Source organism: Serratia sp. KG1D, assembly GCF_037150675.1.
GTDB classification, from domain to species: domain Bacteria; phylum Pseudomonadota; class Gammaproteobacteria; order Enterobacterales; family Enterobacteriaceae; genus Serratia; species Serratia nematodiphila.
The window spans coordinates 310,261-334,032 of the sequence record NZ_JBAGIH010000003.1 but is presented as its reverse complement, the minus strand read 5'-3'; the positions used below and the strand labels follow the sequence as shown (position 1 = coordinate 334,032).

Here is a 23,772-nt window from a genome sequence, read left to right as displayed (position 1 = left end):
TGAGGTCAAAAACGCACGGCGGCTACGCCTATCCGTTACTTCAACGCTTTCAGCAGATCCTTGCGCTGGGTTTCCAGTGCGGTGACGCGGTTGCACACATCATGGCCGAAGTTCTGGAAGTCCTGCTCCTGGTTGTTCCATTCGTTCTGGATCGCCTTCTGCAAGCCGCCCAGGTTGCCCATGATCGCCTGCAGCGGGTTACCGCCGCTGTTGGCGGCCTGTTTGACGCCCATTTCGTTCAGGCTGTCCTGCAGCACGCCGCCCATGCTCTGCTGCACGATGTTGCGGCCATCCTGTTCCACCTGGTCGATCGCCTTGTGGTGGAAGGTCAGGCCGTCGCTGCGGTGCTCGATGATGCGGTTCATCTGCTGTTTCAGCTGGCCGTTCAGGGTGGTCAGCCGGTTGCGCACGTTGCTGTTGCTGCCCAGCTCTTTGACGATCACTTTATCCAGCGCTGCGCGGGCTTTCTCCAGGTGTTTCTGCGCGCCGTCGTCGATCCACGGCAGCTGCTTGCGCAAGGCGCTCTGGTAACTGAAGGCTTTCTGCCGCTGGCTATCGTTCAGGCTCAACGCCTGGCCGTTGCGGATCACGTCGCCATCCGGCGAAATTTGCAGGTCGCCGCTGGCGCCTTTCACCTGCACGCTCTGCGGGCTGATGATCACATCGTCCTGGGGTTTAACGCTGCATTGGTACTCGGCGTGGGCCTGCGCGGCAGTCGCCGCCAGCAGCAGTAAGGCTAACCCGGTTTTCTTCAACATAGCTTCTCCTGACTCCCATCCAGACTGGGATTAAAAAATCGAACGACCGATACGTTGAGACAACAGTTCCAGCGCCGCAGTTCCCGCCAGCGAGTTGCCGGAAGCATCCAGCTCCGGCGACCAGACGACGATCGACAGCTCGTCCGGCACGATGGCCACGATGCCGCCGCCCACGCCGGACTTGCCCGGCATTCCCACCCGATAGGCGAATTCGCCGGCGCCGTCGTACATGCCGCTGGTCATCATCAGGGCGTTGATCTGCCGGGCCTGCAGCGGGCTGATCACCGCCTCGCCGCTGAGATCGCGGCCGTGATTGGCCAGATAGACGAAGCTGCGCGCCAGCTCCACACAGCTCATGCGCAGCGCGCAGTAATGGAAATAGGTTTGCAGCACGGTGATGACGTCGTTTTCGAAGTTGCCGAACGATTTCATCAGATAGGCGATGGCCGCATTGCGATCGGAGTGTTCGAATTCGGAACGCGCCACCCGCAGGTCATAGGCCAGGTCGTCTTCGCCGGCCAGCTGACGCACCACCTCCAGCATGCGCTGTTTGGGGGCGCTGAGCCGGGTTTGCAGCATGTCGCACACCACCAGCGCGCCGGGGTTGATAAACGGATTGCGCGGTTTGCCCTGCTCCATCTCCAGCTGCAGCAGCGAATTGAACGGCAGGCCGGAAGGCTCTTTGCCCACGCGCCGCCAGATCTCAGGCTCCTGATAGCGCGTCAGCGCCAGCGTCAGGCTCAGCACTTTGGAGATCGACTGGATGGAGAAGCGCTCCGCGGCGTCGCCGGCCTGGAACAGTTCACCGTCCACCGTGCAAACGGCGATCGCCAACCGATCGGCGGGCACTTCCGCCAACGCCGGGATGTAGTCGGCCACTTTCCCCTGGCCAATCAGCGGGCGCACCTGTTGCAGGATCTCTTCCAGCAACGCGTTATCCAATGTTGTTACCACCTCGGTCACACTCCGGGCAAAACAAAGGCGCCGTTAAGGCACCTTAAATCCATCCCCGTCATACTTGAATCCGCATCTGTGTTGGCTGCGAGCGCTCACCCCAGTCACTTACTGAAGTAAGCTCCTGGGGACTCACACTCTTGCCGCCGTGATGCAAATCCAATTATTTAGGGGGAAATAAGCGGCGCGAAGCCGCGCTCATCGGGCAAGCGCGATCAGTCCCACCAGATATCGAACAGATCGCTGACCTTAACGTCGGTCAGTTTGCGCGCTTCCAGCCAGTTTTTCACCAGTTCGCGATGCTCGTCGGTGCAGTGGCCGATCTTCTGCAGGCAGATCAGACCTTCCCACTGCAGGTAGCCGCTGCCGTCAAACGCCAGGCCGTTCGGCTCGATCACTTCATCGATGAAGGTATCCAGCGTGCTGTCGATGTCTTCCACCGACGTGCCTTCGGCAAAACGCCAGGCTACGGAGAAACCCAGCTCCTGAAATTCTTCAATGTGCAACTTTTTACGTAAACGACGACTGCGGTTCTTAGCCATTATTCTTTCCTCTCAAACATCAAGTCCCAAACGCCATGTCCCAGGCGCTGGCCGCGTAATTCAAATTTCGTCAGCGGGCGTGAATCCGGACGCGGCACGTAATCATTATCGCTGGAAAGATTACGGTAGCCTGCGACCCCGTTCATAACCTCTAACATATGTTCCGCATAAGGTTGCCAATCGGTAGCCATGTGGAAGACGCCGCCGGTCTTCAGCTTGCGCAGCACCAGTTCGACAAACGGCGTTTGCACGATGCGGCGCTTGTTGTGGCGCGCCTTGTGCCACGGATCGGGGAAGAACAGCTGCACCATGTCCAGCGAGCCGTCCGGGATCATGTTTTCCAGCACTTCAACCGCATCGTGGCACATCACGCGCAGGTTGCTCAGCTTCGCCTCGTGGGCGTCGGCCAGGCAGGCGCCCACGCCCGGCGAGTGCACTTCGATCCCTAAAAAGTTCTGCTGCGGATTGTTGCCCGCCATGGTCACCAGCGAGGCGCCCATGCCAAAACCGATCTCCAGCACCGTCGGCGCTTCGCGGCCGAACAGCGCGGCGAGATCGACAGCGTCAGCCTGATACTCCACGCCCATCACCGGCCAATAGTTCTCCAGCGCGTGCTGCTGGCCTTTGGTCAGCCGCCCCTGGCGGCGGACAAAACTGCGGATACGGCGCATCGCGCGGCCGTTCTCATCAAATTCCGGGGAGATGACGTCATTAATCATAGTGCTTTCTGTCTGTTTGGCTGCCAATTAGGGAAACGCGCATTATGCAAAGATACATTGGTTTAGCAAGTGTTCATCTTCTGTACCCGCCGTGCGGCGTCGGAAAGTTCCGGTTTACAGCATCATGACTCTATGCTGCAATCTCGCTTCATTTTCTGCCGGATAACGACGCTGCTCATGATGCAAGCACAACAATTCGCACAGGTGGTGCTTGACTGGTACCAACGCTACGGTCGCAAGACCCTGCCGTGGCAGCTGGAGAAAACCGCCTATCAAGTATGGCTCTCCGAGGTGATGTTGCAACAGACTCAGGTTGCCACCGTCATTCCTTATTTTCAGCGCTTTATGGCCCGTTTTCCCAACGTGCGCGCGCTGGCGGAGGCTCCGCTGGACGAAGTGCTGCATCTGTGGACCGGCCTCGGCTATTACGCCCGCGCCCGCAACCTGCACAAGGCGGCGCAGACCATTGTCGCACAGCACGGCGGCGAGTTCCCGACAACCTTCGCAGAAATCGCCGATTTACCGGGCGTCGGCCGCTCCACCGCCGGCGCGGTGCTGTCGTTGGCGCTGGGCCAACACTATCCGATCCTCGACGGCAACGTGAAGCGCGTGCTGGCTCGCTGCTACGCGGTGGAAGGCTGGCCGGGCAAGAAAGAGGTCGAAAACCGGCTGTGGAAAATCAGCGAAGAGGTCACCCCGGCGCAGGGCGTCGGCCAGTTCAACCAGGCGATGATGGATCTGGGCGCCATGGTCTGCACCCGCTCCAAGCCCAAGTGTGAACTCTGCCCGCTCAACGTCGGCTGCCTGTCTTACGCCAATCACAGCTGGGCCAACTACCCCGGTAAGAAGCCCAAGCAGACCCTGCCGGAAAAAACCGCCTACTTCTTATTGCTGCAGCACGGCGACCGCGTGTGGCTGGAGCAGCGCCCGGCGGTGGGCCTGTGGGGCGGCCTGTTCTGCTTCCCACAGTTCAGCGCGCGCGTGGATGTGGAACTCTGGCTGCAGCAGCGCGGTCTGAAAGGCAAGCGCCTGGAACAGCTGACCGCGTTTCGCCACACGTTCAGCCATTTCCATCTCGATATCGTGCCGATGTGGCTGTCGCTCGACGCGGCGGGCAGCAGCATGGATGAGGGCGCGGGTCTCTGGTATAACTTAGCGCAGCCGCCGTCGGTCGGGCTGGCAGCGCCGGTGGATCGCCTGTTGCAACAGCTGGCGAAGCAGCCCCCGATCCAACAAAACTTATATGGCGATAGCGCCATCGACGAGGAATTAGCATGAGCCGCACCATTTTTTGTACTTTCCTGCAGCGCGACGCCGAGGGCCAGGACTTCCAGCTTTATCCCGGCGACGTCGGCAAGCGCATCTACAACGAGATCTCCAAGGAAGCCTGGGGCGAGTGGATGAAGAAGCAGACCATGCTGATCAACGAGAAGAAGCTGAACATGATGAACGTGGATGATCGCAAACTGCTGGAAGAGGAAATGATCAAGTTCCTGTTCGAAGGGCACGACGTGCACATCGAAGGCTATACGCCGCCGAGCGAATAACGCTGTTGGGGCCAGGCGCTGGCCCGCTTCAATCCTCTTATACTTCTTCCAAACGGCTTTAAGATGAAGAAAATTTTAGCTTTGCTCGTAATAGCGCCTTTGCTGATCTCCTGTTCCGGCAAAAAAAGTGAAGAAATCAACGAAGCCTGGATCAAAGACACCAACGGCTTCGACATTCTGATGGGGCAATTCGCTCACAACATCGAGAACATCTGGGGTCTGAACGAAGTTCTGATCGCCGGGCCGAAAGACTACGTCAAATATACCGACCAATACCAAACCCGCAGCCACATCAACTTCGACACCGGTGCCATCACCATCGAAACCATCGCCACCACAGATCCGGCCGCGCACCTGCGCCAGGCGATCATCAGCACGCTGCTGATGGGTGACGATCCGGGCTCTATCGATCTCTATTCCGACGCCAACGATATCCAGATCAGCAAAGAGCCGTTCCTGTACGGCCAGGTGCTGGATAACAAAGGCGCGCCGATCCGCTGGGAATGGCGCGCGGCGCACTTCGCCGATTACCTGCTGCAGACCAAGCTGCAAAAACGCACCTCCGGCCTGCACGTCATCTACTCGGTCACCATCCAGCTGGTGCCAAACCACCTGGACAAACGTGCGCACAAATATCTGCCGATGGTGCGCAAGGCGTCGGAAAAATACGGCGTGGACGAATCGCTGATCCTGGCGATCATGCAGACCGAATCGAGCTTCAACCCGTATGCGGTGAGCGGTTCGGACGCGCTGGGCCTGATGCAGGTGGTGCAGCACACCGCCGGTAAGGATGTGTTCCAGATGCGCGGCAAATGGGGCACCCCGAGCCGCAGCTACCTGTTCGATCCAGAGAACAACATCGATACCGGCACCGCCTACCTGGCGATCCTGCAGAACAACTACCTGGGCGGCATTCAGAACCCGACCTCGCGCCGCTATGCGGTGATCACCGCCTACAACGGCGGCGCCGGCAGCGTGCTGCGGGTGTTCTCCAGCGACAGGACGCGCGCGGTGGGCATCATCAACGGCATGCAGCCGGGCGACGTGTACCAAACGCTGACCACCAAGCACCCGGCCGCCGAGTCGCGCCGCTATCTGGTGAAAGTGAATACCGCGCAGAAGAGCTACCGCAGAAAGTAGCGCTTCCCGCGTGGATAGGAGAAGGGCCGGTGCGAACCGGCCCTTTTTTTACTGCTTGATCATATAGCCAAAGATACGCTTCCAGCCGTGATCTTTTTTCTCGATGTAGACCCCCTGCAGCTCCGGCGAGAAGCCCGGCAGGCGGTTGATACCCTCCTCGAGCGCCAGGAAGTAGCGCTGCACCGCGCCGCCCCACACTTCGCCCGGCACCACGCACAGCACGCCCGGCGGATACGGCAGGGCCCCTTCCGCCGCGATGCGCCCTTCCGCCTGGCCGATCGGCACCAGCTCGACGTTGTCGCGGATAAACTCCACGTTGGCGTCCTGCGGGTTCATCACCACCGGCGGGAAATGATCCTGACGGAACATCTCCTTTTGCAGCTGCTTAACGTCAAAGCTGACGTACAGATCGTGCATCTCCTGACACAGCCGGCGAATGCTGTAGCCGCGGTAACGCTGCTCGTTCTTGCGGTACACCGTCGGCAGCACCACGCTCAGCGGCGCATCCTCTTCGACATAGCGTTCGAACTGCGCCAGCATCTCCACCAGCTGTTCCATCTTGGCCGGGTTCTCCGCCGGGGTCAGCAGGAACAGGATCGAGTTGAGATCGCACTTCTCCGGCACGATGCCGTTCTCGCGCAGGAAGTTGGCCAGAATGGTGGCCGGCACGCCGAACTCGGTGTATTGGCCGGTCGCGGCGTCAATCCCCGGCGTGGTCAGCAGCAGCTTGCACGGATCCACCAGATACTGATCCTGGGCATAGCCTTCGAAGCCGTGCCACGTCTCCCCCGGCACGAAGGTGAAGAAGCGCGCGTCGTTGGCGATCAGATCGGTATCGTAATCCTGCCAGTCCTTGCCCGCCACCTGCAGCGGAATAAACGGCTTCAGCTGCGAGCAGCGCGTGAGCAGCTGTTTGCGCGTCTCGATGCCCAGCTTGACGCAGTCCATCCACATGCGGCGCCCGGCGGGGCCGGCGTGCATCTTGGCGTTGACGTCCAGCGCGGCGAACAGCGGATAGAACGGGCTGGTCGACGCATGCAGCATGAACGCGTTGTTCAGGTGCTTGTGGTTGCAGTGGCGTTTTTGCCCTTTGATATGGTCGTCTTTCTTATGGATCTGCGAGGTCTGCGAGAACCCCGCCTGCTGTTTATGCACCGACTGGGTGACGAAAATGCCCGGATCGTGCTCGTCCAGCTCCAGCAGCAGCGGCGAGCACTCTTTCAGCATCGGAATAAAGCCTTCGTAACCCACCCAGGCGGAGTCGAACAGAATGTAATCACACAGGTGGCCGATGGTGTCGATCACCTGGCGAGCGTTGTAAATCGTGCCGTCGTAAGTGCCGAGCTGAATGATCGCCAGCCGGAACGGCCGCGCCGCCGCGGCTTTCCCCGGCGCCACCTCGCGGATCTGCTCGCGCAGATAGCGTTCGTCGAAGCAGTGCGCATCGATGCCGCCGATAAAGCCGAACGGGTTGCGGGCGGTTTCCAGATAGATCGGCGTGGCGCCGGCCTGGATCAGCGCCCCGTGGTGGTTGGATTTGTGATTGTTGCGATCGAACAGTACCAGATCGCCGCGGGTCAGCAGCGCGTTGGTCACCACCTTGTTGGCCGCCGAGGTGCCGTTGAGCACGAAGTAGGTTTTATCGGCGTTGAACACCCGCGCCGCGTGCTTTTGCGCATCCTTGGCCGAGCCTTCGTGGATCAGCAAATCGCCCAGCTTGACGTCGGCGTTGCACATGTCGGAACGGAACAGGGTCTCGCCATAAAAATCGAAAAACTGCCGGCCGGCCGGGTGTTTGCGGAAGAACTCGCCGCCCTGATGCCCCGGGCAGGCGAAGGTCGAGTTTTCCATCTCGACGTAGGTCTTCAGCGTTTTGAAGAACGGCGGCAGCAGCGCCTGCTCGTAGGCGTCGGCGGCGGCCTCCAGCTGCGCCATGTAGAACGGCTTGCTGGCGCCGGCCAGCAGCGCGAAAACACCACTGACAAACGGCAGATAGTCCGGCGAGAGATGCTCGTCCCCTTCCACCGCCACGAAGGTCGGAATGTCGAACCCCGTCGCCTGCAAGCGCGCCAGAATGCCTGCGTTCACGTCAGCGACCGACACCACCGCCGCCGCCACGTCGGTGCAGTCCGTCTGCTCTACGCGCACGATCTGGCGCAGCGTCTCAATGGTGGCGACCAGGCTGGCGCTGGTCGCGATTTTCAATTCTTTCATCATGCTGACTCTCAAACGGTGAAGGATGAGGGTGTGCCACCGGCACGGTAATGAGATAACGCGGTTATCCCGGTAAAAGCGATACCCGGGCACGGCAGCATAAGCGGCGTGCGTGACCGGCTCATGATCGGGGATCATCAGGCGGCTATCGGGGGAACTGGTCTTGGCAGCGTCCGACAGGCATCAGTAAAATCAGGGCCGCAGCGCTGGCTTTACGCATGCCTAACAGCGAGCGTCAGGCGGCCTTACCGCATGGCCGGCAGGCGTATTCGGGCGGATGACGTGCGGAGGAAACAACGGCGGAACGGTGGCGGCGTCAGATGTCTGGTGCGCAGCAGCGCTTGAGCAACAAAACCAGTCATGCCAATAACCCTCTGGCTTATAAGAAGCGGAAACACCGTCAGGGAACGGAGAGTGCTAAAATTTGCGCAATGATTGCATGATTCGTTGCAGGGTTCAAGCGAGAATCGCCTTGATTGAACGCCCATTGATTAAAGAATAATTCATTGTTATTTAATTGAAAAACCAAAAATCTCGCGTTTTAAGATGGTATAAATACACGTTTTATATGCATATTTATTGAATGCGGATATCCCCCCGTCCCCCGCCCCTCCGGGCTTGCTGCCTGAAAATAGAGCAACCGATCGGCTTTGTGACAGAAAGCGATTGACGCCATCCGGCCAATACGGTTTAATGCGCCCCGTTGCCCGGATAGCTCAGTCGGTAGAGCAGGGGATTGAAAATCCCCGTGTCCTTGGTTCGATTCCGAGTCCGGGCACCATATTTAGAATAACCCGCCTATGGCGGGTTTTTCGCTTTCTGGGGTACGGACTCTCCATCGAACTGCGTTCGATTATTCGATCTTACGGCCTCACCCTGCGCGCCAGCGCTAAAGCGCCACCGCATCATCCGATGGATGTGCAATTTCGCATTACAGGTGCACTTTCTCAAAAGGCCCGCCCCCAATCCTCCACGCGTCAAACGAGCGCACTCATATTCTCCGTTTATCGAGTGTTTTTTATTGTCATTCGGTGATGGAATATAGCCACGAACCTCTAAAGGTATCACTTTGTTAAATCACAACATATTGAATTAAAACTAGGAACATTCCGAATAAAAACGACATTGCTGTTAATTCATTCATATAAGGCTATGCTGAATTTTACCCATTGATAAGACATTTTTATCCTATTCCGCTGCCAACGCGAAATAATGGAGGATCCGGCGACAATGGCAATTGATATGTATATGAAAGTTGAAGGAATGACGGGCGAGTCCCAAGACAGCAATCATAAAGGATGGACCGACGTACTTTCGTTTAACTGGGGCGCTTCACAGCCAGGAAATATGGCTGTCGGCGGTGGAGGCGGCTCCGGGAAAGTGAATTATCAAGACCTCCGTATTCAAGCGCTTATCGACAAATCTACACCCGCCATTCTTAAATATTGTTCCAGTGGAAAACATGTCGCGAAAATCGAGCTTTCCGTATGCAAAGCGGGTGGCAACCAGGTGGAATATTCCAAAATCGTTCTCGAAGACGTGCTGGTGACGCAAACCGATTTTAATGGTGTCGGTCAAAATGATGCGATCCTGGTTGATTACGCCTTCCAGGCGTCAAAAGTCACCATGAGTTACTGGGAACAAGGCAGCAGCGGCACTAAAGGCGCTGAAAGCAAATCTGGTTGGGATATCAAGCAGAATAAAGAGAGCTAAGTGCATTCGGGCACCTAACAATACGTTAATGATCGGGTGATAAAATCATGGCAATGGATATGTTTTTAAAAGTTGAAGGCATTAATGGCGAATCGAAAAATGCGAATCACAAGCAATGGATCGATGTCTTCTCCTTTAACTGGGGCGCGCGGCAGCCTGGCAATATGGCCGTTGGCGGCGGCGGCGGTACGGGTAAAGTGAATTTTCGCGATCTGACCGTACAGGCTCTGATAGATAAAGCGACACCTGCCTTATTGAAATACTGTTCGGCCGGTAAACACCTCGCCAAGGTGCAGTTGTCGCTTTGCAAAGCCGGTGGGCAGGAAGTGGAATATACCCGCATTACTCTGGAAGATGTATTAGTGACTCATACCGACTTCATCGGTGTCGAGCACGGTTCCACGCTAGGCATTGAATACTCTTTTCAGGCCGGTAAAGTATCGATGGAATACTGGGAGCAAGCGAAGCAAGGCAATAAAGGAGCTTCGGTGCAGATGGGCTGGGACATTAAGCAAAATAAAGAAAGCTAATCACATTACGGTGCATATCGTAATGGCGGGGGGATTATGGCATTTCCTAAGTCACATGAAATTTTAGCTCTGACATCGCAACACGAATCGAATAATCGGGTGTCAGCCAACTTTTTGACCCGTGAGATTTTGAATGAGGCGCTGATCCTCGTCAGGTCTCTGTCACCAGAAGAAGTCTTTCGATTAACAAAAACGGAGACCGGCCAGATCGCATTTACGCTGGGTGAACTCAAAGATGAAAACAACCGCCGATTGACCGCCAATAATATTGAGTCAGGACAACGACCAGGCGGAAGAATTAATCACCTGGATAACCGCATTAATGTCTCTTTTCCCGGAACCTCATGGCAAATGGGGGCGCGTGTTCAGCATTTTGAGAATATCGCGTCGAGTACCGTCGGCGGAGCCGGTCTGGTTTTGATCGCGGGATTATGGACGGGGGCCGGTTCTGGCGTTGGCAGCATTTTAGGCAGAAATGCCGCCCAGCTCGCGGTAGTGACTGGCACGTATTTGGGTAAACGCTTCGTGACCAATAAAACCATGGTCGTGAATCAGATGGCGGCGCATATCAAAAACCTTGCCGATATGTTTAACTCCACCCACAACGCCTTTAATGATTTCAAGTTCGAAAGCGCAGCCAAACGCGCACAATACAGTCCCGATCCTCAGGCACAGCACCCTATTACTTTTGAACAGAAAGTCACGGATAACAATGCAGTTCCTGCTAATCATACCGATGCCATTCAGGCTATCGTGCGCCGTTTTGTGACGGGAACTTACCAACGTGTAGATATCGTCGGCCAGGGCGATATGTTTATAAAAGTCTTTTTCAGCGATGGGGAACTGGACATTTCGCAAGCCCAGTATGACTACCTCAGCAATTTGAAGCTCCCGTGATTGATCAACCAGGCAGGTCTTCGCGGTTCTGGCGCAACGGTTGTCATTCTGTCCAGGGTGCAAAAATGCCCCGAATTGACGAAAAGATTTTTATTGTCGGTAAGAATGGTCAATGACGATGACAAGGCAGACTGCCGGATCGGACGCGATCGTTGCACCAGCGTGGCCAGGTTTTTTCACACTCGGCTCGAGCAAGCGTCCTCTCCGGGCAGTCTTTGTCCGGCATTAATTAAACGAACCCTACCCCCGGTAGTTAACACGAACCCTCCGCGTCCATAGGGTGCAACTCGGGGTAAAATATTGCCGTTCGGGGGGCAACAAGAGGAGATAAAGGTACAGAAGTGTGCGTATCACCTTAGTGAAAAAGTGTGACGCCCTGCCGCAAAATAACATATTGAATTAAATGATAAAAATCAACTTACAACGCACAGATTTCATAATTTCACTTCCGATTTCATCTTTGCAAAAAGCATCCTGCCTCTAATATCACGTTATTTCACCTTCCCCGCGCCTATTTTAAGGCTATTCTAAGCATCGAATACACCGAGCCCGGCAGTGCAATGGCATATACATCAGAAAAGCAGATAAGAACTCATACGGTGGGCATCCTCCCTGGTGGCCGTTTTCATGGCTTGATGAATCAGGGGGGCATCGGAATTTTACTTAGGAATATTCATTAAATACACGCGCAAACTTTCATAGGGATTTTCATGGAAAGAAATACGCCCGTAGCCTTTGCCTGATGCGCTACCTAATGCTAAACGGGCATTTAAAATTGCGGTATTTTTGGCCCGTACACCTTTTAATTACATTTAATTCGTGAAGCTTACTTATAAGAAAAAGGCAGCCTGGTTGCTATAAGCCACCCTATCTGCAGTCGTATTTCTGGGTATTATTCTCATTATACTGGAGCTTATTAATGAATCAGCGTTTGGATATCATCGGTATTGGCCTTGGCCCGTCGAATCTTAGCCTGGCAGCCTTAGGAAGTGAAATAGAGGGATTTACGGGACAGTTCCTTGAGCGCAAACCTCATTTCTCCTGGCACCCAGGGATGATCCTGGCGGATTGCAGTATGCAGACCAACTTTTTAAAAGATTTAGTGAGCGCGGTTGCCCCAACCAATCGCTACAGCTTTCTCAATTATCTGGTAAAAAACAGAAAATTTTATCGTTTCCTGACGACGGAGCAGCGCACCGCGTCGCGCGAAGAGTTCGCCGATTACCTCACCTGGGCCGCCGCCGGGATGGGATCATTGGCATTCAATCAAGACGTTCAGCGGGTCGAATTTGACGATCGGCAGCGCCAGTTCGTGGTGACCACCTCGAATAAGGTCTTCCACGCCAAACACGTCAGCATTGGCATAGGCAAGAAAATAAAGTTGCCGGATTGCGTGACGACGCAAAGCGATCGCTGTTTCCATGCCAGCGAAATGATGCTGCGCAACCCCGATCTGGCCGGCAAACGCGTGGCGATCGTCGGCGGCGGCCAGAGCGGCGCAGATCTGTTCCTGAATATTTTTAAAGGGGAATGGGGGCAGCCGGCGCAGCTCGACTGGATATCGCGCCGCAATAACTACAATGCGCTCGATGAGGCTGCTTTTGCCAACGAATACTTCACGCCCGATTACGTCGAGAGCTTTTACTCACTGGACAGCGCGGCCAAGCGGCATATGCTGGCCGAACAGAAGATGACCTCAGATGGCATCACCAGTGAGTCGCTGCTGGCGATTTATCGCGCCATGTACCACCGCTTCGACGTCCTGCGCGAGAAATTATGGGTGCGCCTGCTGCCCAGCCGTTCGCTGACGGCCGTGAAACACACGCTGGATAACGCCTACCAGCTCGAAACGCGTCATCATCTCGATCACGGCCAGGAAACCTTCAAGGCGGACGTGGTGATCTTTGCCACCGGTTATCAATCGGCGACGCCTGAGTTCCTTGAGCCTTTGGCCCACCGGTTGTTAAAGACTGCGGACGGCGAATACCGCATAGCCCCGGACTTTACCTTTGAGTGGGAAGGCCCAGTGGAGAACTGCTTATTTGCGATGAACGCCAGTATGCATAATCACGGCATTGCCGATCCTCAGCTGAGCCTGATGGCCTGGCGATCGGCCCGCATTCTTAATCGGGCGTTAGACCACAAGCCATTTGATCTGGGAACAACGCCGACAGCCATTCAATGGCGCAGTGAAAGCGTACCGCCCGCGTTTTAAATACAAGAACGTCTTAATCATTGTCACTATGCTTTGATGGAATTACGTATATGAAGAGACAATTCAAGAAGTTTATTCTAGATCAACTGGCCGTATTAGCCCCCGAGTTCAAGGCCAGATTGATATACAAAAGGGCATTTGGCAAACCGCTGAATTTACAGTCGCCCTCAACCTGGAATGAAAAAATAAATCATCTTAAGTTGAATGACTACAGTAATAACGCATTGGTGACTCAATGTGCAGATAAATATGCGGTGAGAGAGTACATCAAAGAAAAGGGATGTGAAGAGATTCTCAATGAGTTGTATTTCTCCTGTGATTCAGTGCAGGAAATACCCTGGGAAACGCTGCCTGATAAGTTTGTCATTAAGGGAAACCACGGTTCAGGGTATAATTTAATTTGCCAAAACAAACAATCGTTGAACATTAAAAACGCCTCTCATCTGATCGATGGATGGATGAAAGACGATTACTGGAAAACCTATGTAGAACTCAACTACAAAGGGATACAAAAAAAGATCATTGGGGAAAAGTATATCGAATCGGCCAATGGTCACGGGCCTGAAGACTATAAAATCTATTGTTTCCGCGGTGTGCCTTACTGCACCTTGCTGTGCGTCGGCAGGGATACCGGGACGCCAAAATATTACTTCTTCGACAAAGAGTTCAAGTTCCTTTGCTATAGCGAAGACTGCCTGGCATTGAGCCAGGAGGAGATAGACGCTTTCGTGAAGCCTGAGGGATACGATGAACTGTTTGAGTACGCCACTCGCTTGTCGGCGCCCTTTGAGTTTGTTCGCGTTGATTTCTACATCTCGCAAGGCCACATCATTTTTGGCGAGCTAACCTTTACCCCCTCCGCCGGATTGGATACGGATATTTTGCCGCCGACCGATATTTTGCTTGGCAAGATGCTGACGCTGCAGCAGCACTGATTTTCACCGGACGCTCGCAGGGAAGATCGGGCGGCGCAGTGCCCAGCGCGAGGAGGAATACCGGCCGGTATGTTCGCAGCCTGTCGGCCGGTATTGCCCTGAAGGTATCGGGCCAAGGATCTCGCTTGTTCATACCGCCGTTACAGAAAAATCCCGCCACCTATCCCTGATAGCCCGCAACCGACCCAAGCGCAACACCTCAGCCGGACCACATAACCATTTGAAAAATAATGGCATTAGATAATCAATAAGAATCACTTACATATTTATAATAAAATGTTCTATATGTATAGGAAGCTATAATATAAGATACCGGAAAGTTTCCCTGGTGTTGTTGTGTGTCTTTGCCCTATTTTATAGGGCTTTTTTTGCTAAAAATCGTTGATAACCGTGTGTTTCCCCCGCTATTCGCCATTCCCCTCCCCATAAAAACCATAACCATTTCTAATTAATTGCAATCTCTCTTATTCCTGACTTACCAATAATAACAATGAGTTGCTATTAACCCGGCAAAGCAACTGGCGGCCCTCTTCCGGATTTTGGCCGCCATTCGCGGCCGAAATATCCGCCCTAAAGGTAGGTTTTTGCCGGGCGCGAACGGATGCTACTATCGGCCTTTTTCCGAAGGTGTTAACCCGCATGTTTTTGTCCAACCGGCATTTTATCTCTGCGCTTCTGGCGCTCGCCATCGGCCTTTGGCTGCCGGGTTCCGTGCTGGCCAGGCCCGATTTGGAACGCAAGATCGGCGCTACCGTAGCCGATAGCGATTCTGCGGATTACCGTTTCAGCGACCTGCGCTTCACCTCCGCCGATGGCCGACGGCATTACCGCGTTCGCATCGCCCAACCGCATCGGGCGCCTGAGCCGGGCGGCTATCCAACGGTTTATTTCCTCGACGGCAACGCGGTGCTGATGGAGCTGAACGCCGCCTTACTGGCCAAATTGGCGGCGGCGAAGCGGCCGCCGGTGCTGGTCATGATCGGCTATGACAACGATCTGCGCATCGATGCCGCCGGCCGCGCCTACGACTATACGCTCCCTCTGCCGGCAGGCATGAAGACACCGCCGCGGGCCGGCGGGGGCGCGGATGCGTTCCTGCAATTGATTGAAACTCGGATCAAACCGGCGATCGCCGCCAGACTGGCGGTCGATCCGCAGCGGCAGACGCTGTGGGGGCACTCCTACGGCGGGCTCTTCGTTCTGCACACGTTGTTTACCCATCCTGCCGCCTTTCAGCGCTATATCGCCGTGGAACCCTCGCTGTGGTGGGGCAACGGCATGATCCTGCAAGAAGCGCAGCGGATGACGGAACGGCGCGCGGCGCCGGCGGTAAGGCTGCAACTGTGGGTTGGCCTGGCGGAACGCGATCGCGCGGCCCCGCCCGGTGTAAAGAGCCCCGCTCTGCCGGCGGACGCGACGCATTTGCTGGCCGAACAGCTGGCGCAGCTCGACGGTTTCACCGTCGGCTATCGGGAATGGCCCGCCTTAGGGCACGGCGCCATGCTGGGCGCGACCATCGAGCCGGCGCTGGGCAGCGTCATCGCAGAAGACTGAATTCGCAGCTCAGAAGGCATCGGCCACATTTTCATCTGCGGCGCATATCTTCTGATAAGAAGAGTGTTTAATATCTGAGACAGAGAACGGTGGCCGCGGGCGGGCGCGTCAAAAAACAAAGTGGCTCCCCCGTCGGCAAGTGAGCTTGCTCTATCCGGTGGAGCCATACAGTACTGCAGTTTTCCCGGTGGGGCCCTGGTGAGGCGCAAGTAGGAAAAGATGGTGTAAGCAGGGCATTTCAGCGTTTTAATACCGCCTGTTTCACTATTTTCTTCTCCCTGTGGCGCCTATCATAAGCGCCCGCTCACCAGGCGGAAAAGGGTGAAAACCACCCTTGAAATACATTAACGAAAGTGATATTAGAAGCGGTTGGGGCGAAAGCGCCTAGTTCAGTTTTGAATAATTAAATCAGGGAATTATATTAAAAATGAATATTAATATCACCGACAAACCCAACCCGCAGGATGAAGAGTTCGTTATCGACAGCCTTTGGGCGCACAATCACAAAACCCAGCCCGTAGACATTCACCCGCTGTTCCTGACCGTTACCGACGACAACCAGCAGATCGTCGGCGGCCTGGTCGCGCGCACCTGGTGGGGCGGCCTGGAAGTGCAGTATCTGTGGGTTGGCGATCAATGCCGCAAAAGCGGGTATGGCCGCCAATTGATGGAGTTGGCCGAAGAAGAAGCCCGCAAGCGCGGTTGCCATATGGCCTATGTCGATACCTTCGATTTCCAGGCCAGAGGCTTCTACGAAAAATTGGGCTACCGGGTCTACGGCGAGCTGGGCGACTATGCGCATCGCCACACCCGCCATTATCTGGCTAAAAGCCTGTAACGCGGCCTGAGCGGCACAGAGGTGGGTATGGGTTCATCACATAAAAATAATGAATCTTATTTTAAGGGCCTCATCACCATGATGGAGCACCTGAGCGAACCCTGGGGCATCAAAGACCACCTGTCCCGCCACCTCTATATGAACCGCGCCGCTTATCTCTATACCAATACGCCGCTGAATTTCGACGTCGCCGGCAAATATGACCACGAGTTCCCCGCCGACTGGGCCGACTCCGCCGCCGACTTTATCGAGCATGACAAGATGACCGAAGCAGCGCGCGATCGGGTCACGGTCATAGAAACGCACTACTGGTACGGCAAAGACAGCCTGACGCCGTTTATCAGCGAAAAGCTGCCGGTGTACAACGATGACAAACAGGTGATTGGCGTGATCTGGAACGCCAAGCCGATGAACAGCCTGTCGCCGCTGAAGTACATCAATCAGCAAAAACCCAGCGTGTTGACCACCGAAGTCAATAACGAGCTGTTCACCCGTGCCGAACTCGATGTTATTTTCCTTATGCTGCAACGATTTACGGTGAAAGAGATCGCCAAAATCTATAATGTCAGCAATAAGACCATCGAAAACCGCATTTATAACATTTACCAGAAGGCCAACGTGCATACTCAGCAGCAATTTGAGGAATACTGCAAATACGCCAATCTGGATAACTACATTCCCGATCGCCTGATAACCAAAGGCATTCAGTTTATTTGAACCGCAAGGAAGATCTCACCGTGATAAAGATCGAAGATTATCCGCTCACCCGGGTGCCGCAGGATAAACGAGTTTCGTTTTTAAGCGTAGCCATCGTGCATATGGGCATGCTGACCGCACTGGACCAGTTCATGCTCGGCGCCGTACTCGGCAATTCCATGACGCTGATTGACGCCTTCACCGCCATCTTCGTCGGCAGCCTGATCTTCGGCGTGGTGACCTACGGCCTGGGGCTGGCGGGCATGCGCGAAGGCATTTCCGGCAGCCTGCTGGCGCGCTGGTGCGGCTTCGGCCGTCTGGGCTCGGTGCTGATAGGCGTGGTGGTTGCCGTCAGCCTGCTGGGTTGGTTCGGCATTCAGAACGCCATTTTCGCCAAGTCGCTCGACTTCGCGCTCGGCAATAAGCTGGGCTTCGGCCTGGCCGCCGGGCTCTCTGGCACGCTATTGACCATCCTGGTGGCATTCGGCTTCAAGGCGCTGCGCATCGCCGCCCGTATCGCGGTGCCGATGTTCATCATGCTGGTGGCCTATATTTCGGTGACCGCGCTTTCCGGCCATAACCTGCAGGAGATCATCCAGCTGGCGCCGCCGGGTGAACCGCTGACCATCAGCGCCGGCATCACCATCGTCGTCGGCGGCGCCATCGTGGCCAGCCTGATGACCCCCGATCTGACCCGTTACTCCAAAAACGGCAAGCACGTGCTCGGCGTCACGCTCTTCACCATTATCGCCGGCGAGTTCGTGGTGAACGGCCTGGCGATCCTGATCGCCAAAACCCTGGGCACCGCGGATGTGGTCACCATCATGTCGCAAGCGGCCGGCGGCGCCGGTTTGCTGGTGGTGGTGTTCTCCACCCTGCGCGTCAACGATCTCAACCTGTACTCTTCTTCGCTGGGCATCGTCAATGCGGTGGAAGGCATCACCGGCAAGAAGCTGAAGTACACCTACACTACGCTGGTGATCGGTATTCTGGGCACCACGCTGTCGGTGCTGGGCATTCTTGACCGTTTTGTCGACTTCCTGACGGTGCTTGGCGTGGTCTTCCCGCCGATTATCGGCATCATGCTGGTGGACTATTATCTGCTGCGCAGCCATCGCAAAATCCTGGATGAGAGCCGCCGGACCGGCCAGTTGCCGAACGAAACGCCAACTATCGGCTGGGCGGCGATCGTCGCCAGCATCGCCGGCGGCGCTGTTGGCCTGGCGACCGAATGGGGCGTACCGACCATCAATTCCCTGGTCGCTGCCAGCCTGCTGTATTGGCTGCTTAAACTGGTCTTCAGCCGGGCGCAAAAACCGCTGGCATCACAGAAATCGCTCTGATTTTCGTGAACGCGGTAATGCACTCCTCCGGTAACGGGGGAGTGTTAAACGCTCGAAAAGGGGATTCAATGCAAAAGAATGAGCCGATCGCGCAGATAAACGGCCGTGGTGGTTAGGGTCCCTGGTGTCGGTAGCAAGCTATCCATTATGCTCAGAGTGTGGCAACGCCCCCTCTGAGCTTTTTATTATAAAAACTGTCGGCTTCCGTGTTTTGATCGTAAAGAGAAACTTCAGCTTGCATGAACAGTAGCCCATGAAATCGGCTTTGGTCAACATAAAAGTAAACATAAAACCGGCTTTTGTGTTCACTTTTCCATAAGAGAAACCTAATCAATTGATTTGCACGGCTTTATCTTTCGCGCAGAGGAAGCAGACCGCCTCCGCTGATATCATTGCGCTAAACGGCTGACGGAAAACAATAATTACTACTAATAATCAGTTCGTTACCTGCTCGCCTGCGCCTTTTTGTCTGGACAACGCCAATGTGTAAGATATAGTGAAGCCTGCGTAATGTTTGTAAGGACAGCCAATGAAAACCACCAACGCACAGCGCAAAATCAACATCATTAAAAATATTGAATATCTGATGCGTACCCGCGGTGAAACCAAGGCTTCCTTTTCCAATCGCAGCGGCCTGACGCGCACGACTCTCTACAAAATTCTTGACGGAAGAGTGAACAACGTTCAGCAATCCACCGTGAATCGGATCTCCGATTTCTTCGGTGTCTCCTGTGAAGAGATCGAAGATTACGATCTGGAAAAGCTGGAGCTGCTTAACGAAACGCTGTCCACCGAAGGCAACAAGAACCCTTCCGCCATTCCGGTGATCCCGCAGTCGCGCTACCTGGCCGTCTCGCAGCGCAAGATCGGGCAACTGGTCACTGAGTTCCCTTTGACTTATTTCTTCGGCGATGAGTCGAACATGTTGGCAATGAAAATAGAGACCGAAATTAAAGGGTCATTTATTCCCGGCGAAGTCATCATCATCAAACGCCCGCCGGTACTGATTTGCGATTCGCCTTTGCTGTATCACTCGGGAAAAAGCGGCTTCTTTGTGGTTGACGACAAAGACAGCGAAAGCATGGACAAACGCCCTCAGGACACCGTGCAATTCCTGGGTTACATCGTTGGAGAAAGGCTATAAATGGAACCGAATCAGAAGTTCAAGCTGTTGGGCTTCACCCGGCATGGCACCATCGCGGCCAATGTTATGGTATTAGCCACCGGCAAAACCATCACCATGGGGCTGAATGAGCTGGCCGACAGCGAAATATCAGAAGATTTAAGCCGGCATGAGCTGCAGGCGCTGTACCGTAAACTCTATGGTGACAACCAACAAAAAACCGCCTACGAGCTCAGCGATCGCCATGAACGATCCTGGTACGCCTACCTGATTATTACCGTGGCGCTCAGCGTGATTTATATTTTCTCAACGCTGTGCGGCGTCAAGCCGATCCAAATCCCGGTGCTGAATCTCATCACGCCGCCGGCGATCTTCATTTACCCGCTCACGTTCATTCTGGTGGATATCCTCAACGAATTCTATGGCTTACGGCTGGCCAGGCGCACCATCATCATCTCGTTTATCGCCAATCTGACCTTCGTCCTGGGCGTTTGGGTAACGACGCTGGTGCCGAGCATTCCGCAGTGGGAGTACAGCGAGACCTACAACGGCATCGTGCACAGCATCATGGCGGTGCTGGTGGCCTCGTCGGCGGCCTATCTGATCTCCGAAAACGTCAACTCCTACCTGCTCTGCAAAATCAAAGAGTTGACCAATTCCCGTTACCTGTTTGTGCGCGTGATCACCAGCACCGTAGTGGCTTCGGCCATCGACAGCGTGGTGTTCTGTACTCTGGCGTTCTACAACGTGCTGAGCTGGGACATCATCAAAACCATGATCCTGTCGCAGTTCCTGATCAAGGTGGTTTACGCCCTGCTGGGCGTCGGGCCGATCTACGCCACCCGCAGTCTGTTTAATCGCTACATCAATACCGAACAAGCAAAGGGCAATGAATATGCATATCCAAAAGCAAGATAAAATCACCCATCTTGGCGCGAACTCCGATTATCCGGATCAATATGCTCCCGCATTGCTCGAAGCCTTGCCGCGTGCCCGCGGCCGCGATCTGATCGGCGTGGACGAGCGGCAACTGCCGTTCAGCGGCTTTGATCTGTGGACCGCCTTCGAGCTGTCGTGGCTCAACGCCAAGGGCAAGCCGGTGGTGGGCATCGGCGAATTTACCTTCCCGCATTCCTCGTCGAACCTGATCGAATCCAAATCGTTCAAGCTGTATCTCAACAGCTTCAACCAAACGCGCTTCGACAGCGTGGAACAGGTGAGCGCCGCTATGCAGAAGGATCTGTCGCAGGCGGCCAATGGCCAGGTCACCGTCAAGCTCTATCCGGGTCTGGAAGGTTATCCGGCGCAGATCGATCGTCTGCCGGGCATCAACATCGACGATCTGGATATCGCGGTCGACGACTTCGCCTTCAAACCGGAATACCTGAGCGGCGCGGCCGATCAAGGGGAGCACGTAGCGGAAACGCTGTCTTCCAATCTGCTGAAATCCAACTGCCTGGTCACCAACCAGCCGGACTGGGGCAGCGTGGTGATCCGCTATGAAGGCCGCCAAATCGATCGCGAAAGCCTGCTGCGCTACCTGATCTCCTTCCGCCAGCACAACGAATTCCACGAGCAGTGCGTCGAGCGCATTTTCAACGACATCAAGCAGAGCTGCCGCCCGGAAAAACTCAGCGTGTTCGCGCGTTACACCCGCCGCGGCGGCCTGGACATCAACCCCTTCCGCAGCGATTTCGAAACGGCGCCGACGCTCGGCCGCCTGATCAGACAGTAAGCCTCATCCCCAATGCTCCCGCCAGGGAGCATTGTTTCTCTCGCTTTCATCTCCCTGTTATTTTTCGCCATTATCGTCGTCAGCGGCTATCTTCAAAGCACACTGACGGAGATTAACGACGCATGCCTGACCTTTCTCGCAGAGACATCCTGCGGGCTGCCGCCATCGGATCGGCGTTCTCGCTGTTGCCCGCCTCGATTCGCAAAGCGCTGGCCATTCCCGCCAATAACCGCACCGGCACCCTGCGCGACGTCGAACACGTGGTGATCCTGATGCAGGAGAACCGCTCTTTCGATCACTACTTCGGCACCTTGCCGGGCGTGCGCGGCTTCAGCGATCGATTTACCATTCCACTGCCCGGCGATCGCCTGGTCTGGCAGCAACAGGGCGCCGAACGGCTGGTGCTGCCCTACCATCTGGACAGCAAACGCGGCAACGCCCAGCGCGTCACCGGCACGCCGCACTCGTGGGTGGATGAGCAAGCCGCCTGGGATCACGGCCGCATGAGCGCCTGGCCCACCTACAAAACGCCGGCCTCGATGGGCTACTACCGCCAGCAGGAGCTGCCGTTCCAGTTCGCGCTGGCCAACGCCTTCACTCTGTGCGATGCCTATCACTGCTCCATCCACGCCGGCACCAACACCAACCGGCTGTTCCACTGGACCGGCACCAACGGCCCGTCCGCCGCCGACGTGGCGGTGGTGGTCAACGAATGGGACAGCCCCGGCCCGGCGGACAGCGGCTACCAGTGGACAACCTATCCGGAACGGCTGGAGGCGAGCGGCGTCAGCTGGAAGGTGTATCAATTCCTGCCGGACAACTTTACCGACAACCCGCTGGCGGGTTTTCGCCAATACCGCGCCGCCAGCATTCAAGTGGGCAACCCGGCGTGGCCGCCGAAAGACTTCAACGCTTTCGTGCCTTATAGCGATGCGCTCAACGAGGCCGCACCGCTGTACAAAGGCAACGGCAACACCCTGCCGGCCGCCGACGGCAACGATCTGGACGCCATGCTGGCCGGATTCCGCGCCGACGTGCAGCAGGGCAAACTGCCGCAGGTCAGCTGGATCATCGCGCCGGCGGCCTATTCGGAACACCCCGATCCCTCCAGCCCGGTACAGGGCGGCTGGTTCACCCAAGAGATCCTCAACGCGCTGACCGACAACCCGGAGGTGTGGAGTAAAACCGTTCTGCTGGTCAACTACGACGAAAACGACGGCTTTTTTGACCATATGCCTTCGCCTTCCGCGCCGTCGCTGCGCGAAGACGGCAGCTTCGCCGGTAAATCGACGGTGCCGTTCGACACCGAGATCTTCCAGCACGTGGCGCCGCCCGGCTCGCAGGATCAACCGCCGCCGGACGGCCGCATCTACGGCCCCGGCCCGCGGGTGCCGATGCTGGTGCTGTCGCCCTGGAGCCGCGGCGGCTGGGTCAATTCGCAGGTTTTCGATCACACCTCGGTGCTGCAATTTTTGGAAAAGCGCTTTCAGGTGCATGAACCCAACATCAGCGCCTGGCGCCGCGCGGTGTGCGGCGATCTCACTTCGGCGTTCAACTTTGTCGATCCTAACGGCGAAGCGCTGCCGAGCCTGCCCGCCACCAGCCGCCACGCCGCCGACGGCCTGCGCCAGCGTCAGGAACAGCTGCCGCAAGTGCCGCTGCCATCGCCCGCCCACCAGCGTTTACCCCATCAACGCCGCCTGGCGCGCCCTTCCCGCGCGTTACCCTACCAGCTGCACGTCGAGGCCAGCGTCGCGGTCGAGCAACGCCGCGTGACGCTGAACCTGTTCAATACCGGCGAGCAGGGAGCGGTGTTTCACGTCTACGACCGGCGCGATCTGGCGCAGATCCCGCGCCGTTTTACCGTCGAGGCGGGCAAGGCGGTCAGCGACGACTGGCAAACGGAGAATGAGTACCATCTGTGGCTGCTTGGCCCCAACGGCTTTCATCGTGAGTTGCGCGGCGCCCTGAGCCGGCCGCAGCCGGAGGTGCGTTTGCGCCCGACGGGCCGCAACCTGCTGCTGCAGTTGAATAACCCGGCCCCCGAAGCGATAACGGTCACCCTCGAACGCTGCCCTTACACGCAGCAAGGCCCGTGGCCTATCACGCTGCCTGCGGGCGGCAGCCATCAGCAAGCGTTTGACGCCCGCGCCAGCGGCGGTTGGTACGATATTACGCTGCAAAGCGCCGGGGGCTGGCTGCGTCGCCTGGCGGGGCGGCTGGAAGATGGCGAACACAGCGTCAGCGACCCGCTGATGGGCCATGAATAACTATCGGCATCGAGGGAGTTCAAAAATCGAAAGGATATCGCTTATCATT

21 protein-coding genes and 1 tRNA gene are annotated in these 23,772 nt (G+C 56.1%); 17 read left to right on the top strand and 5 right to left on the bottom strand.

Annotated elements, in window-relative coordinates; translation table 11 throughout:
• Nucleotides 1-35 precede the first annotated feature (35 nt).
• The 4 genes from WFM45_RS16660 to trmB form a co-directional block, all read right to left on the bottom strand.
• A complete protein-coding gene (locus tag WFM45_RS16660) occupies nt 36-758 on the bottom strand; it encodes a DUF2884 domain-containing protein (protein ID WP_015379052.1) in 723 nt (240 codons plus the stop codon).
• A 30-nt stretch (nt 759-788) separates the two neighbouring features.
• Nucleotides 789-1,712, bottom strand: a complete 924-nt coding sequence (glsB, locus tag WFM45_RS16655) for a glutaminase B (RefSeq protein WP_004937414.1) — start codon at nt 1,710-1,712, stop codon at nt 789-791.
• Nucleotides 1,713-1,927: 215 nt separating this feature from the next.
• Nucleotides 1,928-2,254: a YggL family protein gene (locus tag WFM45_RS16650; RefSeq protein ID WP_004937412.1), complete on the bottom strand. Its 327-nt coding sequence runs from the start codon at nt 2,252-2,254 to the stop codon at nt 1,928-1,930.
• Nucleotides 2,254-2,973 carry a tRNA (guanosine(46)-N7)-methyltransferase TrmB gene (gene trmB, locus WFM45_RS16645; RefSeq protein WP_004937410.1) on the bottom strand — a complete coding sequence of 240 codons (720 nt, stop codon included), beginning with the start codon at nt 2,971-2,973 and terminating at the stop codon, nt 2,254-2,256. The genes WFM45_RS16650 and trmB overlap by 1 nt, the downstream gene beginning before the upstream one ends.
• Nucleotides 2,974-3,150: 177 nt before the next feature.
• Here trmB and mutY point away from each other — a divergent pair, with 177 nt between their 5' ends.
• The 3 genes from mutY to mltC all read left to right on the top strand — a co-directional run bounded on the left by mutY (nt 3,151) and on the right by mltC (nt 5,660).
• Nucleotides 3,151-4,251: an A/G-specific adenine glycosylase gene (gene mutY / locus WFM45_RS16640; RefSeq protein WP_311265867.1), complete on the top strand. Its 1,101-nt coding sequence runs from the start codon at nt 3,151-3,153 to the stop codon at nt 4,249-4,251.
• On the top strand, nt 4,248-4,520 hold the full coding sequence (locus WFM45_RS16635) for an oxidative damage protection protein (protein ID WP_004937404.1): 273 nt from the start codon (nt 4,248-4,250) through the stop codon (nt 4,518-4,520). The genes mutY and WFM45_RS16635 overlap by 4 nt, the downstream gene beginning before the upstream one ends.
• 63 nt (nt 4,521-4,583) lie before the next feature.
• Entirely contained in the window at nt 4,584-5,660 is a 1,077-nt protein-coding gene (mltC, locus tag WFM45_RS16630) for a membrane-bound lytic murein transglycosylase MltC (protein WP_004937402.1), read from the top strand.
• A 48-nt stretch (nt 5,661-5,708) separates the two neighbouring features.
• Here mltC and speF read toward each other — a convergent pair whose 3' ends face one another.
• Nucleotides 5,709-7,874, bottom strand: coding sequence for an ornithine decarboxylase SpeF (speF, locus tag WFM45_RS16625; RefSeq protein WP_336956681.1), 2,166 nt, complete (start codon nt 7,872-7,874; stop codon nt 5,709-5,711).
• Nucleotides 7,875-8,579: 705 nt separating this feature from the next.
• Between speF and WFM45_RS16620 the strand changes: the two genes are divergently transcribed.
• From WFM45_RS16620 to WFM45_RS16555, 14 genes are all read left to right on the top strand, one after another.
• A tRNA-Phe gene (locus WFM45_RS16620) sits at nt 8,580-8,655 on the top strand.
• A 449-nt stretch (nt 8,656-9,104) separates the two neighbouring features.
• A complete protein-coding gene (locus WFM45_RS16615) occupies nt 9,105-9,587 on the top strand; it encodes an Hcp family type VI secretion system effector (RefSeq protein WP_004937362.1) in 483 nt (160 codons plus the stop codon).
• Between the two features lie 47 nt (nt 9,588-9,634).
• Nucleotides 9,635-10,117 carry an Hcp family type VI secretion system effector gene (locus tag WFM45_RS16610; RefSeq protein ID WP_004937359.1) on the top strand — a complete coding sequence of 161 codons (483 nt, stop codon included), beginning with the start codon at nt 9,635-9,637 and terminating at the stop codon, nt 10,115-10,117.
• A gap of 36 nt (nt 10,118-10,153) precedes the next feature.
• Nucleotides 10,154-11,014 (top strand): hypothetical protein, encoded by an 861-nt coding sequence (locus tag WFM45_RS16605; RefSeq protein WP_228392543.1) that lies wholly within the window; start codon nt 10,154-10,156, stop codon nt 11,012-11,014.
• Nucleotides 11,015-11,933: 919 nt separating this feature from the next.
• Entirely contained in the window at nt 11,934-13,229 is a 1,296-nt protein-coding gene (locus tag WFM45_RS16600; RefSeq protein WP_336956481.1) for a lysine N(6)-hydroxylase/L-ornithine N(5)-oxygenase family protein, read from the top strand.
• A gap of 50 nt (nt 13,230-13,279) precedes the next feature.
• Nucleotides 13,280-14,164, top strand: coding sequence for an ATP-grasp fold amidoligase family protein (locus WFM45_RS16595; protein WP_033632084.1), 885 nt, complete (start codon nt 13,280-13,282; stop codon nt 14,162-14,164).
• Between the two features lie 639 nt (nt 14,165-14,803).
• Entirely contained in the window at nt 14,804-15,718 is a 915-nt protein-coding gene (locus tag WFM45_RS16590; RefSeq protein ID WP_099982160.1) for an alpha/beta hydrolase, read from the top strand.
• A gap of 427 nt (nt 15,719-16,145) precedes the next feature.
• Entirely contained in the window at nt 16,146-16,556 is a 411-nt protein-coding gene (locus WFM45_RS16585; protein WP_004937348.1) for a GNAT family N-acetyltransferase, read from the top strand.
• A gap of 27 nt (nt 16,557-16,583) precedes the next feature.
• Complete coding sequence (locus WFM45_RS16580; RefSeq protein WP_004937346.1) at nt 16,584-17,273, top strand: helix-turn-helix transcriptional regulator; 690 nt, start codon at nt 16,584-16,586, stop codon at nt 17,271-17,273.
• Nucleotides 17,274-17,293: 20 nt separating this feature from the next.
• A complete protein-coding gene (locus WFM45_RS16575; RefSeq protein WP_004937343.1) occupies nt 17,294-18,595 on the top strand; it encodes a cytosine permease in 1,302 nt (433 codons plus the stop codon).
• A gap of 529 nt (nt 18,596-19,124) precedes the next feature.
• Nucleotides 19,125-19,739 (top strand): helix-turn-helix domain-containing protein, encoded by a 615-nt coding sequence (locus tag WFM45_RS16570; RefSeq protein ID WP_004937341.1) that lies wholly within the window; start codon nt 19,125-19,127, stop codon nt 19,737-19,739.
• Entirely contained in the window at nt 19,740-20,636 is an 897-nt protein-coding gene (locus tag WFM45_RS16565) for a queuosine precursor transporter (RefSeq protein ID WP_004937338.1), read from the top strand.
• Nucleotides 20,614-21,453, top strand: a complete 840-nt coding sequence (queF, locus tag WFM45_RS16560) for an NADPH-dependent 7-cyano-7-deazaguanine reductase QueF (RefSeq protein ID WP_033633579.1) — start codon at nt 20,614-20,616, stop codon at nt 21,451-21,453. Before WFM45_RS16565 ends, queF begins: the two co-directional genes overlap by 23 nt.
• 122 nt (nt 21,454-21,575) lie before the next feature.
• Entirely contained in the window at nt 21,576-23,723 is a 2,148-nt protein-coding gene (locus WFM45_RS16555; protein ID WP_033632082.1) for a phosphocholine-specific phospholipase C, read from the top strand.
• The last annotated feature ends 49 nt before the right edge of the window (nt 23,724-23,772 follow it).